Raw genomic sequence first — 17,203 nt, 5'->3', positions numbered from 1 at the left:
GTCCTGTATTACATAGAACCCTCGGAAACTCCTACTGGAGTTCCCAAGGGCTCAAAAGTCTACTATCACGTTACGAAACTTTGCGTCATCAATCTTATTTGCGTCATCAATCTTAATTGAACCGCCGTATACCGAACGGTACGTACGGTGGTGTGAGAGGTCGGGAGTTAATCACTCCCTCCTACTCGATTTCCCCAATAAAAAGGGGGGTACTCGGAAAATTTGGTAGTTTTTCAATTGCACAAACTGTTCTTGCTGACGATTAGTACATAAATCTCGTCCGTGCAGTTTGATGGAGCTGACTCATTTAGCCGTTCGGCCATGCAGTCGCAAGATGTTTGGTACGCGATCCGCTTCATTGAAGTCAGTATCTAGTTGCACTTTAAACAAAAAACGTTACTCTTACTGCTTGATCAACACATTAAATCGGAACCCACTCACACGGTTCTTAAAAAGTGAAACATCGCCAGCAAAGCAAATTTTCCGCCAAGGCTGTGCAGTTCATCGTCAGATTCACCCGTAGGTTACTCGTCTACTCGGTTTATCCTCCGGTAGTTCCGCCTTGTAATCTAACTATACCCGCGATGGAGTTTAGTAAACCACTTCAAGCTAAATAATTTGAAAACTATTTGATAGTATAGTAAATCTCATATTCTAAAGGGATTTCTCTTGCTAAGCGGTTCGAAAAAACCAAATCATTTATTCAGGTATGTGACTTGTATACGTTGTTTCACACAGGTAGCTTTCACTATTTTGTATCTTATGATAGAACCTCAGTGTAATGTTGTTCTGGTAACCTACATTAGCCGAAGCTGTTATGGATTTTTCAATTTTAGGTGTTACACTTATATAGTAGAAACCCTAAAGAAGTATATGTAAATTAAAGCGATTTCTAGGCTCATAATTGGGCTGTTAAAAATCAGAATTTATAGTAATCACTTTGTTTTGGAAACCATGCTAAATACGATTTAATAATTAAGTGGAAAAAGTTAAAACGAAAATAAAGTAAATCATGCAGAAGTTATGAATGAAATATAAACTGAGAGTGAGGTGGATTCTGCACTAAGAGCAGGCAAAGCAACTATTGGTTGTTTAAATTGATGCACGTTAGACTATAAAAGAGTGGTAATTTATATATTCAGTGTATAAATTGGTGTGATGGGATAAGACACTAAGAAGCCATCCTTATCGGGTTTTAATCGGTTGATCGGCATTCGATTGAAACTTCGTATTGTCAATGTCAAATCGAGTTTTTATTTGTGGCGATTACAATATTAAAATCGATTGTGAGCCTAAAGCCAGTTTACATCTAAAATATATGAAAGCATACTTATTCCTGTGGAGTGTTAAACCAGTAGTGATAGCTAGTAGTTGATATGGTGAAGCACATGGAAGCAGGAAAATGTCTAGCGTAGGAAAACTACTAGGTTTTTCTATGTTTACAGTAGCAGATAAAATGAGTAATAAAAATAAAACTGTTGTCCGATCGATGGATATATTAAATTTATTTATTGACCATGCAGAATTATCATTCCAAGAGATTATTGACTTATCAGGAATTCCAAAAACGTCTGTCTACCGAATGCTTATGTCTTTAGAAGAAATGGAGTTTGTAGAGAAGGGAATTGACTTGAAATATAGACTAGGTCTCCTTTTTCTAACATTTGGTAATCTTGTTTCTAGCAGGCTCGATATTCGGAAAATAGCCTATCCGATTATGCAGGACTTACATAATGATGTAAAAGAAGCAATTAATTTAATTGTTAAACGAGGCGATGAAGCGATTTATATTGAGAAAATCGATACGTACCAAAAAGTCCGCTTATATACTGAAGTCGGCAGAAGTAGCCCTTTATATGCTGGCGCTTGCTCGCGGGTTATTTTATCTTACTTATCGGACTCAGAAATTGATCTATACATCAAATCAGTTGAACTACAACCTCTTGCAGCAGGTACAATAACGAACAGAGAACTTTTACTTGAAACAATCAAGCAGGCAAGGAAGGATGGTTATACAATGAGTCATTCTGAATTGGAGAATCATTCATCTGCGATTGCAGCACCTATTTTTGATCATAAAGGTGAAATCATTGCCGGGATCAGTATTGCTGGGATTGAAGCCAATTATCAAAACGAGAATGTTGCTATCTTTGCAAGAAAAGTAAAAAAAGCAGCCCAAGAAATTTCAACCCACATCGGCCATACGAAAAGATGAAAAAGAATCCTCCGTTTACCACTTCTGGTAATGGAGGATTTTCTGCGTTACATACCTTCTATTATCTTCAATTTGCCATTTCCCTTCATTAGTACATTGCCTTAAAGTGAATCGCTTTTTTGATTTCATTGATGATTTGTTCTTTCTTAAATAATTCATTTACTGCCTCTTCGAGTGAGGCTTCCACAAAATGTATTGCTGCACCTGGCTGTAGTTGTGCCAAACTTGATAAATCGACTGAAATGACTTGTCCAATTTTGGGATAGCCGCCTGTTGTTTGCCGATCTGCCATTAAAATAATCGGTTGACCATTTGAAGGAACTTGAATCGTTCCGAATGTGACGCCTTCAGACAGTAATTCGAATTCTTTTTCTAATGAAAGCGGAGAACCTTTTAATCGAGAGCCCATCCGATCGGCTTGAGTCGTTAATATATACGGATCAGCAAATAATGTTTTTTGACTCTTACTATCAAATCGACTAAATTCAGTCCCTTTGAGAACGCGGATTACCTGTGATTGATGGAGGTTAATCAGTAGATTATAATTGACTGACCAAGCAAGGTTGCCATTTATCGCTTTAAGTTTATGAATGACAGATTGATTATTATCGTTCATTTCTCCACATTGGAATGAATCATTTTTCTGTAAAACTCTTCCGTGAAATCCACCGATACCTGCACTGAGATATGTACTTTTGCTTCCCATTACTTTCGGGATTGCGATGCCGCCAGCAAAAGAGACGTATGCCCTAGCTCCTTTAACAGCAGACTTGAATTTCAATACTTCTCCTTTTTTCACCAGTAGTGGGCGCCACAAAGGTGCATTTTGACCATCAATCGTAGCGAGTAAATCTCCACCTGTAATTGCGATTAACGTATCTTTCTCGAATTGAAGGGAAGTCCCGAATAAAGTGATTTCTATGGCACCTTCACTTTCCTCATTACCCACAAGTAAATTAGCGATTCTTAAAGAATAGCTATCCATCGCGCCGCTAACAATTACACCATATTTTTGAGAGCCGTATCTCCCCAAGTCTTGTATTGTTGTCAATAGCCCCGATTTTAGTACTTTCACAGTCATGATTTCAGCTCCTCATAGCTTGTATATTCTTCTAGAGAAATTGACGAAAATCTGATTTTATCGCCAGACTGTAAAAATGTCGGCGGTGAAGTAAGCGGAAGAAATAAAACTTGAGGTGTGCGTCCGATAATTTGCCAGCCTCCTGGAGTTTCTAATGGATAAACGCCGGTCTGCTTACCAGCAATTCCGACCGAGCCGGGAACAATTGCTAAGCGGGGTGTATCCTTTCGTGGCGTAGCGATTTTCTCATTCATTCCCCCCATGAAAGGAAACCCCGGAGCAAAGCCAATCATATAGACCAAGTATTCATTTTCCGTATGTATGCGAATAACTTCCTCAACCGATAGCCCATGGTACTTCGCAACGTATTCCAAGTCAGGACCAAATTGACCACCGTATAACACAGGTATGGTTACAGTTCTTTGTTCAAAAGACTGTTTATCCCCAATGTGTTGGATTAATTCATTAATGTAAGTGCTTACTTTTTCAAAAGGAGTTAATACTACTTGATGTATTGTAGCGTTCTTCACCTGTGAAAGATGTACGGTGTACGTATTGTAATAAATCGTTAAATTATTGTAAGCAGGTACAGACTCGATAAATCCTTCAAATGGGCGCTCATCTAATAATGTTGACAAGCTTTTTACCCTTTCATGAATCGATGGATCGATGCCTTCACCTAGTTGAATAATTAACGCTGAATCGCCTAAAGGTTTTATGTTAATTACCATTTTCTGCTTGTTAATATTAACAGCTCCCCTAGTTTCGATATTCGGTACTTGTATTCTATAAAACGGATATAATATCATTATAAGTCGGAGTATATAAAAAACAAGTATAAAATCTTTTGAATGCTAATATTTCCGTCAATTCGAAATATAGGTATTCAAAAAAAAAAATCTGTGTTAAAGTTGGTTTACGCTTTAGAACCTAAGTTCCATAATTCGGAACAGATTCATTTGGAAACGCTTACTTAAAGGTAGTTAACTAAAAAGTATCGGGAGGAAGATGTATGTTAAAAGTAGATTTAAATTGTGATTTAGGAGAAAGTTTTGGTCGTTATAAACTTGGTGATCAACAAGAGATATTGAAGTATATAACGTCAGTAAATATTGCATGTGGTTTTCACGCTGGTGATCCAACTGTTATGAGGGAAACAGTCAAGCTTGCAATTGAAAATGGGGTGAAGATTGGCGCACATCCCGGACTACCCGATTTAAATGGATTTGGTCGCCGTGATATGAAGATTACGCCACAAGAGGGCTACGATATGGTTGTCTATCAAATTGGGGCACTTCAAGCGTTCTTAAGAATACATAATGAAACGATGCAGCACGTAAAACCACACGGAGCCTTATACCAAATGGCATCAAGAGATAGTGAGCTGGCAGAGGCGATTGCCCAAGCTGTGTATGATGTTTCTCCTAAGTTAGTGTTATTTGGACTAGCTGACAGCGAATTGACCAAAGCAGGAGAGAAAATTAAATTACGCACAGCGCATGAGGTGTTTGCAGATCGTACGTATCAATCTGATGGATCGTTAACTTCGCGTTCACAAGCAGATGCATTAATAACGGATCAAGAACAATCTGCTAGACAAGTAGTGAAAATGGTGACAGAAGGAAAAGTCATATCACAGCAAAACACTGAAGTGAAGGTGCAAGCAGATACGATTTGTATTCATGGAGATGGAGAGAATGCACTTGATTTCGCAAAATACATTACAGAATCATTAAACAGTAATGAAATTACTGTTTCATCAATTTCTAACTTGGGGGTCTTAGGGTAAATGGGTAAGGAAAAGTTGGGTTTGGTGAAAGATAAAAACAAAGCGACCAGAAGTGTATTGTTAGGTGCGGCATTCCTAATGGCTACATCTTCAATTGGTCCAGGATTTTTGACACAAACGACCGTATTTACACAACAGTTGGCCGCGAGCTTTGGATTCGTTATTCTAGTTTCGCTAATCCTAGATGTTTTCGCTCAAATGAATGTTTGGAGAATTATTGCCGTTTCTGGATTACGTGGTCAAGAAATTGCGAATAAAGTGTTACCAGGCCTTGGTGTCGTTTTAGCAATATTCATTGTAATGGGTGGACTAGCATTTAATATCGGTAACGTCGCCGGTGCAGGGCTAGGCTTGAATGCAATGCTTGGAGTTGACCCGATTGCAGGTGCGATCATTAGTGCAGCATTTGCCATTTTTATTTTCGTTGTGAAAGAAGCTGGAAAAGCGATGGACAAAGTTGCGCAAATTGCCGGCGTTTTGATGATGCTATTAATGGTGTTTGTTGCATTTAGTACCTCTCCACCAGTTGGGGAAGCCATTGTGAATACATTTAACCCGGAACAAATTAGTATATTTGCCATTGTGACACTTGTCGGTGGAACTGTCGGTGGATATATTACATTTGCGGGTGGGCATCGGCTATTAGATGCTGGTATAAAAGGCGTTGAATCCTTACCCCAAGTTACCAAAAGTTCTGTGATGGGTATTGCAGTGACAGGGATCATGCGGATAGCACTATTCCTAGCGGTACTTGGCGTCGTTTCCCAAGGTCTTGCCATCGATCCAGAGAATCCACCTGCCTCAGTATTCAGACTTGCTGCGGGTGAGCTTGGATATAGAATGTTTGGCGTCATCATGTGGGCTGCTGCCATAACATCGGTTGTAGGTGCCGCTTATACATCTGTATCTTTCATTCGTTCATTCAGTCCAGTAATTGAAAAGTATCATAATTGGATTATCATCCTGTTTATTTTAATATCGACGATTACATTTACGTTGGTCGGACGTCCTGTAACAGTTCTTATACTCGTAGGTGCTTTAAATGCGCTTATTTTACCACTTGCGTTAGGAACACTATTAATAGCCGCTTACAAGAAAGACATCGTCGGTAACTATAAGCATCCACTCTGGTTAACAATTGGAGGAGGCGTGGTCGTAGTTCTCATGGGTGTTTTAGGGATTATCACGCTTATTGAACAAATTCCATTGCTATTTGAATAAACAGCTGAAGGAGATAAGCTAGGTGGAAAATTATAATAGGATAACGCCAAAGGAAATAAGGAAGCTAATCCGTAAACAAGAAATTACTGGCCCAACCTCAGGAATGGCAAAAGGTTTCACACAAGCGAATTTGGTTATTTTAAAAAAAGAACATGCTTTTGATTTCTTGCTATTTTGTCAACGAAATCCGAAGCCTTGTCCTTTATTAGACGTTACTGAACCTGGCTCTTTCCATCCAAGTAAAATTGCGAAGGAGGCAGATCTTCGAAAAGATATTCCTAAATATCGCATTTACAAAGATGGAGTCTATACGGAAGAAGTGACAGATATAACCGAATACTGGGAAGATGATATGGTTGGTTTTTTATTAGGTTGTAGTTTTACATTTGAAACACCACTGCTTGAAAGTGGTATTCCAATTCGGCATATCGAAGAAAATTGTAATGTTACAATGTTTAAAACGAATATCGCATGTGAAAAAGCAGGTATTTTTGAAGGACCGACTGTCGTTAGTATGCGTCCCATGTCGCCCAAAGAAGCCATTCGAGCGATCCAAATTACGACTAATCTACCCGATGTCCACGGGGCGCCCATCCATATTGGAAATCCAAGTCAAATTGGCATTGGGGATATTTCAAAGCCTGATTTCGGAGATGCAGTAACGATTAAAGATGGTGAAATTCCGGTATTTTGGGCTTGCGGTGTCACACCACAAGCTGTCGCCATGGAAAGTAAACCTTCGATTATGATTACGCACGCACCGGGTTGTATGTTCATTAGCGATCTAAAAGACCATGAGTTAAGTGTGTTATGAAAAAATGCCATACTTCACCACAGTTTTGGACTGTGTCGAAGTATGGCATTTATTTATCAATAGGTTATGCAAGCATCTCTTTTAATTCTTTAATTTGAGCGAGATGCCTTTTTCCATGATAATAAGGTTATCGAAAATAGAGATAAACCAATTGATACATCTCATCTTGTTACGCAAGTATTCGGTATTGCCGCAGCAATAGGCGCCATAACCGCAATTCTGACGGGGATAGGATTTGTGAAGTTGAATAAGCAGCTGGAGCTGCAAATGAAGGAAGCTAGGTAAACCAAAGAAAAAGCATGATCCTCAGATTGAGGACCATGCTTTTTCCATTCCCAAATAAGAGGGGGGGTACTCGGAAAATTTGATCGTTTTTTTCAATTACTCAAACTGTTCTTGCTGACGATTAATACGTAAAACGCGTCCGTGCAGTTTGATGGAGCTGACTCATGTAGCCATTCGGCCATGCAGTCGCAAGATGTTTGGTACGCGATCCGCTTCATAGAAGTCAGTATCTAGTTGCACTTTAAACAAAAAACGTTACGCTTACTGCTTGATTAACACATTAAATCGGAACCCACACGGTTCTTAAAAAGTGAAACATCGCCAGCAAAGCAAATTTTCCGCCAAGGCTGTGCAGTTCATCGTCAGATTCACCCGTAGGTTACTCGTCTACTCGGTTCATCCTCCGGTAGTTCCGCCTTGTAATCTATGTATACCCGTGGTGGAGCATGGTAAACCACTTCTAACAAAGTAATTCGGAAAATATTTGTTAGTTTGTTTTCTTCTTTTTTAGATAGTAGAAAGTTAATGTAAAGGAATGAAAGGTTGGAACTATACGGGAATGTCGTAACTAAAGGGGGAGTGGTGGTTTGAAAATGAATTATAATTGTTAAAAAAATTCAAATGGTTTAAAGTTAACAGTAAAGCACCTAAAGGAGAAAAGAACATGTTAAATTCAGATTTGGATATACGCTTAGAACCGCGCATTAAAGAATTATATCAATTACATAAGGAACGTTCTGCAAATATTGACTGGAGCTATCACGAATTTATTCCATGGGACAAGGCCATGTCCTTTAAACGAGTTCCTTGGGATGAGAGTCAAGTAACTCTTCCTGAAGGTGTAATTACTGCGGTAGAAACAGCATTACTTACAGAAGTAAATTTACCTTGGTATACTTCGCATTTGGATTATACATTTAAAAATTCAATGGAAGTAATAAATGATTTCGTACGCACTTGGACTGCTGAAGAAGACCAGCACTCTAACTTACTTGAAACGTATTTATTGGTGACACGAAACGTAAATCCCGCAAGATTGCATGAATTAAGAAAACGAGTAGTTGAAAGTGGTTGGTTTCCAGATTTCACTAATCCTCTAGCGACAATGGCCTATACTTCATTGCAAGAGTTAGCTACACTAGTTTTTTATAATAATGTAGCTAGGATAGCGGGTCTTTACGACAAAGATTTAGCAACATTACTTCGACGTATAGCGAAAGACGAAGCGCTTCATTATGCATTCTATCGCGACACAGTGAAAGCACATCTTGAACTTGACCCGAATTTCATTGTTTATTTTGAGAATGTAATTATTAATTTCTCTATGCCAGGTGCCGTTATGCCAGACTTTAGCGATAGAATGAAAACCATTGCAATAGATACGAATTATGGACCACTAGAATACTTTGACCAAGTATTAGATGTAGTTATTAAATACTGGGATATTGCCAACTTGCAACCTACTAGCGAAGATGCCAAACAATCACAAGCGAATATAATGAAATATCATGGGCGTTTAAAAAGAATTAAAGATCGTCATCTAGGAAAAAAATAAAAGGTAGATGTATGAAAGGGTTTTTTTATAATGAAAACAACTTGCGAATTATGTGAAAAAGAAACGAAAGATAAAGTAAGTTATTTGGAACTTGAAACGTGGGAGTTTGATTTTTTAAAGAAAGAGAAAAAAGACTTTTACTCTATTTGTTTTAATTGTTTTGACAAACATACGAATGATTTCATTGACAAAGAAATGGATCTTGAATTGAGAAAAAAACGTTCTCTTTTGGTGAATAGAGAGATCCAAGAAGAAATCGAGGCTATTCTTGAAATCGAAAATTAATTACTCAACTATATTTATTGAGCCTAAGTTGAAAGCATATGAGCAATAAATTGAATCTCTTAAAACAGTATTACAAGCACGTAATGTATTAAAGATGCATCACATTAGTGAAATAGATGAAATTTGGATTGGTGAAAAGAAAAACCAACTAGGTTCCAATGATATTAACTTGCTTTGTTCCATATGACATTCCTATATCAGGGTTGCTTCATTATATATGATGAACCGAGGATACAGGAGTCGGAAAAAGAAAGCCATCTTCTTCGGAGGGTGGCTTTTTACGTTCTAAACTATAACTATGGACAAGACCGGATTGCTTATAATAATGATAATGCTACAATTGAAATCAAAAGAGATCGGAAAGATATTGAAGGCAGAAAAGAAGCCTTTGAATTTCAAGCCATTCGGTATGCAGCAAGTTATGCAACTATTGAAGACTCAGAGGATTTAGTGAATAAAATCTATGCCCCCTACATCGAGAAATATCGAAGTGAAGTCGAGAACGGCCCTTTAACAAGGGTAGAACTTGTGTCTGACACAGGTACCTCTTTTTAGTGTATTCTTGTCCATGCGTGAGTCCTTTATAATGGTTTGTACAGGAACTACCTGTACAAACCATTATAAAGGACTTTTTGTTTTGTTTTCATTTAGTTTTTGAAGATCCCTAGATGCTTAAAGGCGCCCCCAAAAAAATCGGGCGAAGTGTATGTATGTATCTATATAAAAATTATTAAGCATTTTATCAGTTTGTTCCGCATAGAGGAACTAAGGGTTTGCATATGCAACAATCGATTGATACCATAAGATTGTGGATAATAAGAATATTCTTAATTATGGGGAGGAATTTAATAATGGTCGTACAGGCAGAAAAAATCGTTCAGAAAATAGTTAAACCTTTTGATTGCTTACATTATATTGACGGTCAATTTGTAGAATCTAAAAATAAAAAAACTTTCAATAATGTGAACCCAGTAACTGAAAAAGTATATGGTACCATCGCAGAAGGAAGCAAGGAAGATATTGATTTAGCTGTTAAGGCTGCTAAACGTGCTTTTGAAGAAGGACCATGGGGGAAAATGAGTACAAAGGAACGTTCAAATATTCTCCGTAAAGTTGGTGATATTCTTGAAGCAAGACAAGAAGAAATCGCCCAATTAGAATCATTGGATACAGGTAAACACCTTAAATTTGCACGTCATGTTGATGCCCCTCGTGCAGCAGCAAACTTCCAATTCTATGCGGATTACGTGACGTCTGTAGGAACAGAAGCATTCCAAGATGATACGCATAATGCGATTAACTACGGATATCGTCGTCCAATTGGAGTCGTTGGATTAATCCAGCCGTGGAATCTTCCATTATTCTTATTAACTTGGAAACTAGCCCCAGCTTTAGCAGCCGGCTGTACAGTAGTTATAAAGCCATCTGAATTAACACCGATGACTGCAACATTATTAATGGAAATCCTTAAAGAAGCTGGTGTTCCAGATGGAGTAGTTAACATGGTTCACGGCTTTGGACCTGGTGCTGGAAGTGCAATCAACAAACACCCTGACATTGCTGGAATCGGCTTTATCGGACAGGTGAGCACAGGCTCTAAAATTATGGAGGAAGCCGCTCCTACATTGAAAAAGCTTTCTTTCGAATTAGGTGGTAAAAATCCTAACATTATTTTCGCAGATGTAGATATTGATGAAGTCGTTGAAACAACGATTCGATCAAGTTTCACAAACCAAGGAGAAGTTTGTGTCTGCGGTTCAAGGATTTATGTTGAACGTTCAATTCATGATAAATTCGTAGAAAGATTTGCAGCGAAAACAAGAGAATTAAAAGTTGGCGATCCTTTTGATATGGACAATGATCAAGGCGCATTAGTTGCCAAAGTACACTATGATAAAGTAATGAGCTACTTGAAAATCGCTGAAGAAGAGGGCGGTACTTTTGTAACTGGCGGTAAACGCCCAGAAGGATTGGATAAAGGATATTTCATAGAACCAACGATTATTACTGGTTTAGATGACACATCCCGTTGCGTTCGCGAAGAAATCTTTGGGCCAGTCGTTACAATTATTCCGTTTGACACAGAAGAAGAAGTGATTGCCGCGGCAAACGATACGCGAGTGGGCTTAAGTAACACAATCTGGACGAATGATATCCGTCGTGCACACCGTGTAGCACAATCAATCGAATCAGGATTATCTTATATCAACTGCTGGTTCGTACGTGACCTAAGAACTCCATTTGGTGGTACGAAAGATAGTGGAGTAGGACGTGTCGGCGGTAGTCACAGTTGGGAATTCTATACAGAATTAACGAATATTTGTGTGAAGTTATAAGAGTAATACAAGGTTTTCATTCGCATTAATTGAAACAAATGAGGGTAGTAAATACCTATGAATCATGATGCCATAAAAGCCTAATTTCTCGGCGTTGGAATCGACGGCATGATGTAATCCACCAATTCTAAAATAAAAAGCGTCAACTCCGGTTATAGGGGTTGGCGCTTTTTGGATTTTCAGAGAGCAGGCTTTTAGTGCGATGCGGTTCAAGCACGATTCTGATTTGTTCCTTCCGTGAAGCAAATCTGATTGTTGAAACAAACATGAAAGTTTCGTGCATAGGCACAACACAATCAAATATTGGCATCTGTGTTTGGCGCGTTTATTGACAAGTATTATGGAAATGAAGTTAGTGAAGGTGTAGAAAAAATTCAGCATGATAGTGGAATCCCCCTTTGGCTAAGATTGAGGGGGATATTTTTTTGAAATGAGGTTAGCTGAACAGTGAATGGGTAAGAGTCAACAAAGCGCATGATTAATAATTAGGCAACGTCTGTTCGCTAAATAATATGAAATTTTTAGTCAAGGTGGTATGATAATTAATGCGGAGTCAATAGTTTTCAATACTCGAACTATTGAGATTTATACTTTAAAAACTGGAGGGAAATTTATGGGGAGAATGGTTCATTTTGAAATTCATGTTAGTGACATGGAGCGAGCAAAGAAGTTTTATGGAGATGTGTTTGGTTGGTCATTTGAGGATTGGAGTGAGTATGCAGGAATGCCTTACTTCGGAGCAGTGACAGGCGGTGCGGACGAGCTTGGAATTAATGGTGCTTTAATGCAACGCCGAAGTACTCCTCCGGAAGCCAATCAAGCTTTAAATGGTTTTGCTTGTACAATGGGGGTAGAGAATTACGATGCTTCTGAAGCTAAAATTCTTGAAAGTGGCGGTCAGGTAGCGATGCCGAAATACGCACTTCCTGGAATGGCTTGGCAAGGCTACTATACTGATACTGAAGGAAATCTCTTTGGTATTCATCAACCAGACGAGCATGCAAAGTAAAATTCTTATATGAAGTTTTGAAGGACATTCCCGTTCTTCTACAGTTCATTTTAAGGCAGGAATAAAACCTCTATTAAACAGCCAATCGACGATAGTAACCCGGCGATTGGCTGTTTAGTTTCGTTGAAGAAGGATATTTTTATTAAAAATGATATAATATTCCTATAGTTAAGAGTGATGGGGGTATATAGGATGGGCGTATTTCGTGGCACTGGTAAAGTAGTAAATACAGTTCTTGGTGGAGCTGCTACAGGTGGGGTTAAACTCTTGAGACACGCAATGATCACTTAGCTGGATTGAATCATTCTGAAACAGGGGTTCAGTTTCTAGAGAGTACAGTCGAATTACCTAATGGTGAACTCCGAACAGGCACTTTCCCTTTGTTTGAATCTCTATTTAGTATCATCTTAGCGGAAGAAATGTATTTAGAAAGCGACAACATACATTTTCAAATAGCGAATGAAACACTTTACCAAGCTATTCAAGAATCACCAAAAGTAGCAACTGAATTAGGATTATCCCAATTTGATGTACAAGCATTAGGTAATGAAATTATTCCTGAAGGCTATGTTTGGCACCACAATGAACAACCAGGAGTTCTTCAACTAGTTAATGAAGAAACACACCAAAACACAGGGCACACTGGTGGTAGGGAAGTTTGGGGTGGGGGAAGTGGTTACCGGTAAACGGGACGAAAAGTCAACACGGATTTTTTATTAATGCAATTTTAATGAACAGTACAAGGTTCTTATTAAATTCTGAGTTGTGTTAGTGTCAGTGGTACTGCTTTTCATTGATAGCCAAATTTTATGAAATTGTAATACGGTTAAATTATCCAAGTAACTAGACCAAGTTGGGAGGAATAGTATGTACTATGTATCCAATGATAGGGCAGTGAAAATAGGCGCTACGACTTTTTCAAAGCTTAATTATAAGGAAAGTGATTTAGAAGAATTATTACGAAAGAATATCGATATGATCTGCGATGAAGAAGAATCGATGCTGATTGTGGGAAAGCAAGTACGAAATGCCCAGCATGGAATTAGTGATCTTACTGCAGTGGACAACAAAGGAAATATTGTCTTAATTGAAATCAAAAGAGATCGGAAAGATATTGAGGGCCGAAAAGAAGCCTTTGAATTTCAAGCCATTCGGTATGCAGCAAGTTATGCAACTATTGAAGACTCAGAGGATTTAGTGAATAAAATCTATGCCCCCTACATCGAGAAATATCGAAGTGAATTCGAAAACGACCCTTTAACAAGCGTAGAACTCGGGAGTCGAAAGTTAATGGAATTTTTGTGGGAAAATGGGGCGGAAAGTAACTTTAATAAGAGCCAAAAAATAATACTGGTTGCATCTGATTATGATGAGCAAACCCTGTCGGCAGTTGCTTGGCTGAATAGTAATAGTGTTGACATTACTTGTTTTAAAATGATTCCTTACAAAATACAGGATGAAGTGTACATAAATATTGAAAAGGTATTGCCAGTTAATTCATATAGGGATTATTACGTTAACTTCATAGACAGTCCAATAAGAAGTAGTGCGCAGAAAAAAGGCATTACGCGGAGAACGCTGCCTAAGATTAATGAAATGCTCGAATGGGGCGTTGTTAAGGTTGGTGATATGTTAGTTGCAAAAGGACGGGAAGATGAAGGGAAACTTCTGGCCAACGGAAATGTTGAAGTGAATGGCGGACAAATCTCCATGCAGAAATGGTTAAAAGAACTTTTTGGCTGGTCTAGTATACAAACCTATGTGTTTGCTGTTCATAAGGAAACTGGAAAGACGCTTTCTCAAATTCGTGAGGAGTATATGGAGAAGGAAAAGCTAATTTATTAATTATTAATATAGTTCCATGAGAATTCCTTTATTACTTAGAAAATAGTGTTATGTACCACTTTGCGCGGAACTATTCAGTAAATACAATGCAATTCTATAATAATACAAAGTAAATCAACACCTATGCGTTTTTTCTTTATTTTTTGTATAATTACTTGGAAATTTAAATGTTCGTCTTTGCGTCTCACACAGCGTACCTCTTTTAAGTTGTTTTATATAAAATCAAAACTAGAGGATTGAATAACAAAGGTCTATCGAAAAGAATGTTACTCCCCACATGATAAGTACATCCATCTCATAGCCAAGGGGATACTGAATTGATATTCATATATTACCTATGTCGGCCAGGTATGATATTTCCGGAGATTCACAAAGCAATTGTATTAGACAGAGTGAGGTGATATAGTCTCAATACTATTCAGAAAAAGAGGGGAAGATAGTGAATGAGTAAATATTTAACAAAACAACTCGAACTAACGCGTAATAAACTGCTTTATGACGTCAAAAAGCTGGATGCAGGTGTGATCGATGTACAGCCTGATGGTTTAAACAACACGATTCACTGGCACATTGGTCACATCCTAACTGTAGCCGAAAAATTCCTGTTTGGCTTTCCGGAAAAGTCCCAGTATATCCCTGAGAATTACATAGGGCTATTTGTCAACGGCACCAAACCTGCAGACTGGACCGGTGTCGTACCTACAGTCGAAGAATTAACCAAACAATTAACCGAGCAGCTGGGGCGCATCAAACAGATTCCTGCCGAGTACTTTGAAAAAGTGCTTGAACAGCCGATATTCGGGGAAAATACATTCGGCGAACTTGCAGCAGTCCTCGCTTGTCATGAAGCCAACCATATTGGGCAGATACACGCGATGAATATTACAGTGAAAGCGGCAGGGAAATAAGCGAAGCAGAAGTTAACAGCTTAGGCAGCATCCTGGATGTGAGGCTTAGCATACTGGGGCTGCTTAAGTATTTTCGATTTGTTTTGGAGTAACTATTTCGTTTCCTAGGTATTCCCATGTGTCACTTTAGGCGCTATTTTGCACAGCTAACTTAAAAAGACAACTTCCTTCAGGTGGGTAGCATCAAGAAATCGCGTTTACAATAAAGAGAATCCAAATATAAAAAGCCTAATTTCTCGGTAATATAAGTGAGAAATTAGGCTTTTTAAATATGTGGTCCTGATACTACCATTTAATTTTAGGTACTGTGCGCGGAACTATTCAGTAAATACAACTCAATTCTATAATAATACAAAGTAAATCAATACCTATGCAATTTATCTTTATTTTTAGTATAATTACTTAAATGTATGAATAGTTTGTCTTTGTGTCTGATACAGGTACCTCTTTTTAATAAACGCAGGACTTCAACAGATTGTACGACTAAATATAGAGCAAGTTGATGAAATTGATTTGCCAGTGGGGTAGGGGATTGTGTATGCATTGCACTCGTTGTGGGGGTACGATTTTTGAAAAAGATCAATTTTGTGGGACTTGTGGTAATAACCTTTTGGACAGTAATGTGGAAACGCCTAGTGAGACAGAAAAACCAGACTTGTTGAAAGCTTTTGTGGGCGGGTATAAAGAGTCGTATTATTTTGGAAAATGGGCAAAAAATGAACGACGATCATGGAACTGGGCAGCTTTCTTTGCTACATTTTTCTGGCTTGGTTATCGGAAAATGTATAAGCATGTACTAGTGATACTGCTGTTATTTATTATAGCTGACGTAGTACACTTTTTAGTAGGAGCCGCTACCACCCGGTTTGACTCATATATCAGCATTGGTATTGCGGTGCTACTTGGTATTGGTGGTAATTTTCAATATAAAAAGTTTGCACAAAAGGAAATCAATAAATTAGAAAAGCACTTTTCAGGTGACGAGCTTCTAGAGAAAGTACGAAAACGTGGTGATAGTAGTTGGAAAGGCTTTTGGTTAACGTTTTTGTTGTTTGTCGGGTATGTAGGTATTTCGGCGGTTTTTGAATCGGTCGTACATTCTGTTACCGAGGTAGAGAGTAACACAGAATTGACAACTTATACCGATGAAGACTATGGGATTTCATTTGATTATCCAATCAGTTGGAACAATAGGATAGAGATTAGTTATGGAACCTGGGCTAGTAATTCGGAGGGAACAATCGATTTTCATTATTTAAACCACTCGAAAGCAATTGAACAATACGTATTTAGCATCATTATTTATGATGAAGTTTTAGAGGAGAGTTACTGGGGAAATAGCGATGAAATATACATAACCAATGATGGTGAAAGAACTTACACATTGGCGATTGCCAGTGAGGCAAATGAAGAAATGCATAGCCCGTTAAACCAAGAGGACTTGGATTTTGTTGCGTTTAATATGATACGTGAATTGGATTTTGTTTTAGATTCATTTCGGTTTGAATGAGGAAGTTAAGTGAGGATTTGTACCGAATAAAAGATCTGCTGTTTTCGATTTGTCGCATAAAACGGAAAGTTCGAGCTGTAAACAATTATGTCTTTCATGAGGGGACTTATAAGTTGAAAGTTAAATTAGATGGGTTCGTCTTTGTTTCTCACACAGGAACCTTTTTTAAGCAGCAAAGTATGCAGTTGTGGTAAATAAGTAACAGCTCAGTAAGTCTAAAGTGAAAAGCGACCCAACCACAGTTGATCGTGGGTGTTGTGCACCCCAAAAGTTAGAGTCAAAATCTAACCTTTGGGGTGTTTTATTATGGCTAAATATAGCGATGAGTTTAAGTTGATGGTTGTGAAAGA

General features: G+C 38.2%; 15 protein-coding genes. 13 read left to right on the top strand and 2 right to left on the bottom strand.

The features are described from left to right. Positions 1 to 1,456 precede the first annotated feature (1,456 nt). Positions 1,457 to 2,215, top strand: coding sequence for an IclR family transcriptional regulator (locus tag AC1TO4_RS19435; protein ID WP_482106656.1), 759 nt, complete (start codon positions 1,457 to 1,459; stop codon positions 2,213 to 2,215). Positions 2,216 to 2,303: 88 nt separating this feature from the next. Here the strand turns inward: AC1TO4_RS19435 and AC1TO4_RS19430 are convergent, their stop codons facing one another. After that, positions 2,304 to 3,296 (bottom strand): 5-oxoprolinase subunit C family protein, encoded by a 993-nt coding sequence (locus AC1TO4_RS19430; protein WP_482106655.1) that lies wholly within the window; start codon positions 3,294 to 3,296, stop codon positions 2,304 to 2,306. After that, a complete protein-coding gene (gene pxpB, locus AC1TO4_RS19425) occupies positions 3,293 to 4,027 on the bottom strand; it encodes a 5-oxoprolinase subunit PxpB (protein ID WP_482106654.1) in 735 nt (244 codons plus the stop codon). Before pxpB ends, AC1TO4_RS19430 begins: the two co-directional genes overlap by 4 nt. Positions 4,028 to 4,308: 281 nt before the next feature. Here pxpB and pxpA point away from each other — a divergent pair, with 281 nt between their 5' ends. From pxpA to AC1TO4_RS19365, 12 genes are all read left to right on the top strand, one after another. Further along, positions 4,309 to 5,085 (top strand): 5-oxoprolinase subunit PxpA, encoded by a 777-nt coding sequence (gene pxpA / locus AC1TO4_RS19420; RefSeq protein ID WP_482106653.1) that lies wholly within the window; start codon positions 4,309 to 4,311, stop codon positions 5,083 to 5,085. Beyond that, positions 5,086 to 6,306, top strand: coding sequence for an NRAMP family divalent metal transporter (locus AC1TO4_RS19415; RefSeq protein WP_482106652.1), 1,221 nt, complete (start codon positions 5,086 to 5,088; stop codon positions 6,304 to 6,306). Between the two features lie 22 nt (positions 6,307 to 6,328). Continuing rightward, positions 6,329 to 7,120, top strand: coding sequence for a putative hydro-lyase (locus AC1TO4_RS19410; protein WP_482106651.1), 792 nt, complete (start codon positions 6,329 to 6,331; stop codon positions 7,118 to 7,120). Positions 7,121 to 8,069: 949 nt separating this feature from the next. After that, complete coding sequence (locus AC1TO4_RS19405) at positions 8,070 to 8,960, top strand: acyl-ACP desaturase (RefSeq protein ID WP_482106650.1); 891 nt, start codon at positions 8,070 to 8,072, stop codon at positions 8,958 to 8,960. 30 nt (positions 8,961 to 8,990) lie between these two features. Further along, positions 8,991 to 9,245: a hypothetical protein gene (locus AC1TO4_RS19400; protein WP_482106649.1), complete on the top strand. Its 255-nt coding sequence runs from the start codon at positions 8,991 to 8,993 to the stop codon at positions 9,243 to 9,245. Positions 9,246 to 9,515: 270 nt separating this feature from the next. Beyond that, complete coding sequence (locus AC1TO4_RS19395; protein ID WP_482106648.1) at positions 9,516 to 9,800, top strand: hypothetical protein; 285 nt, start codon at positions 9,516 to 9,518, stop codon at positions 9,798 to 9,800. 296 nt (positions 9,801 to 10,096) lie between these two features. Continuing rightward, on the top strand, positions 10,097 to 11,581 hold the full coding sequence (locus tag AC1TO4_RS19390; RefSeq protein ID WP_482106647.1) for an aldehyde dehydrogenase: 1,485 nt from the start codon (positions 10,097 to 10,099) through the stop codon (positions 11,579 to 11,581). Positions 11,582 to 12,194: 613 nt separating this feature from the next. Continuing rightward, positions 12,195 to 12,590 carry a VOC family protein gene (locus AC1TO4_RS19385; RefSeq protein WP_482106646.1) on the top strand — a complete coding sequence of 132 codons (396 nt, stop codon included), beginning with the start codon at positions 12,195 to 12,197 and terminating at the stop codon, positions 12,588 to 12,590. 296 nt (positions 12,591 to 12,886) lie between these two features. Then, positions 12,887 to 13,276: an HNH endonuclease gene (locus tag AC1TO4_RS19380; RefSeq protein WP_482106645.1), complete on the top strand. Its 390-nt coding sequence runs from the start codon at positions 12,887 to 12,889 to the stop codon at positions 13,274 to 13,276. Between the two features lie 181 nt (positions 13,277 to 13,457). Further along, entirely contained in the window at positions 13,458 to 14,435 is a 978-nt protein-coding gene (locus tag AC1TO4_RS19375; RefSeq protein ID WP_482106644.1) for a hypothetical protein, read from the top strand. Between the two features lie 443 nt (positions 14,436 to 14,878). Next, a complete protein-coding gene (locus AC1TO4_RS19370) occupies positions 14,879 to 15,343 on the top strand; it encodes a DinB family protein (protein WP_482106643.1) in 465 nt (154 codons plus the stop codon). A gap of 538 nt (positions 15,344 to 15,881) precedes the next feature. After that, a complete protein-coding gene (locus AC1TO4_RS19365; RefSeq protein ID WP_482106642.1) occupies positions 15,882 to 16,853 on the top strand; it encodes a DUF2628 domain-containing protein in 972 nt (323 codons plus the stop codon). Positions 16,854 to 17,203: the final 350 nt, after the last annotated feature.

The sequence above is a fragment of the Sporosarcina sp. Y838 genome, assembly GCF_056786515.1.
Note: the sequence above shows the minus strand (reverse complement) of the source record. Positions and strands in the feature narration are given on the sequence as shown.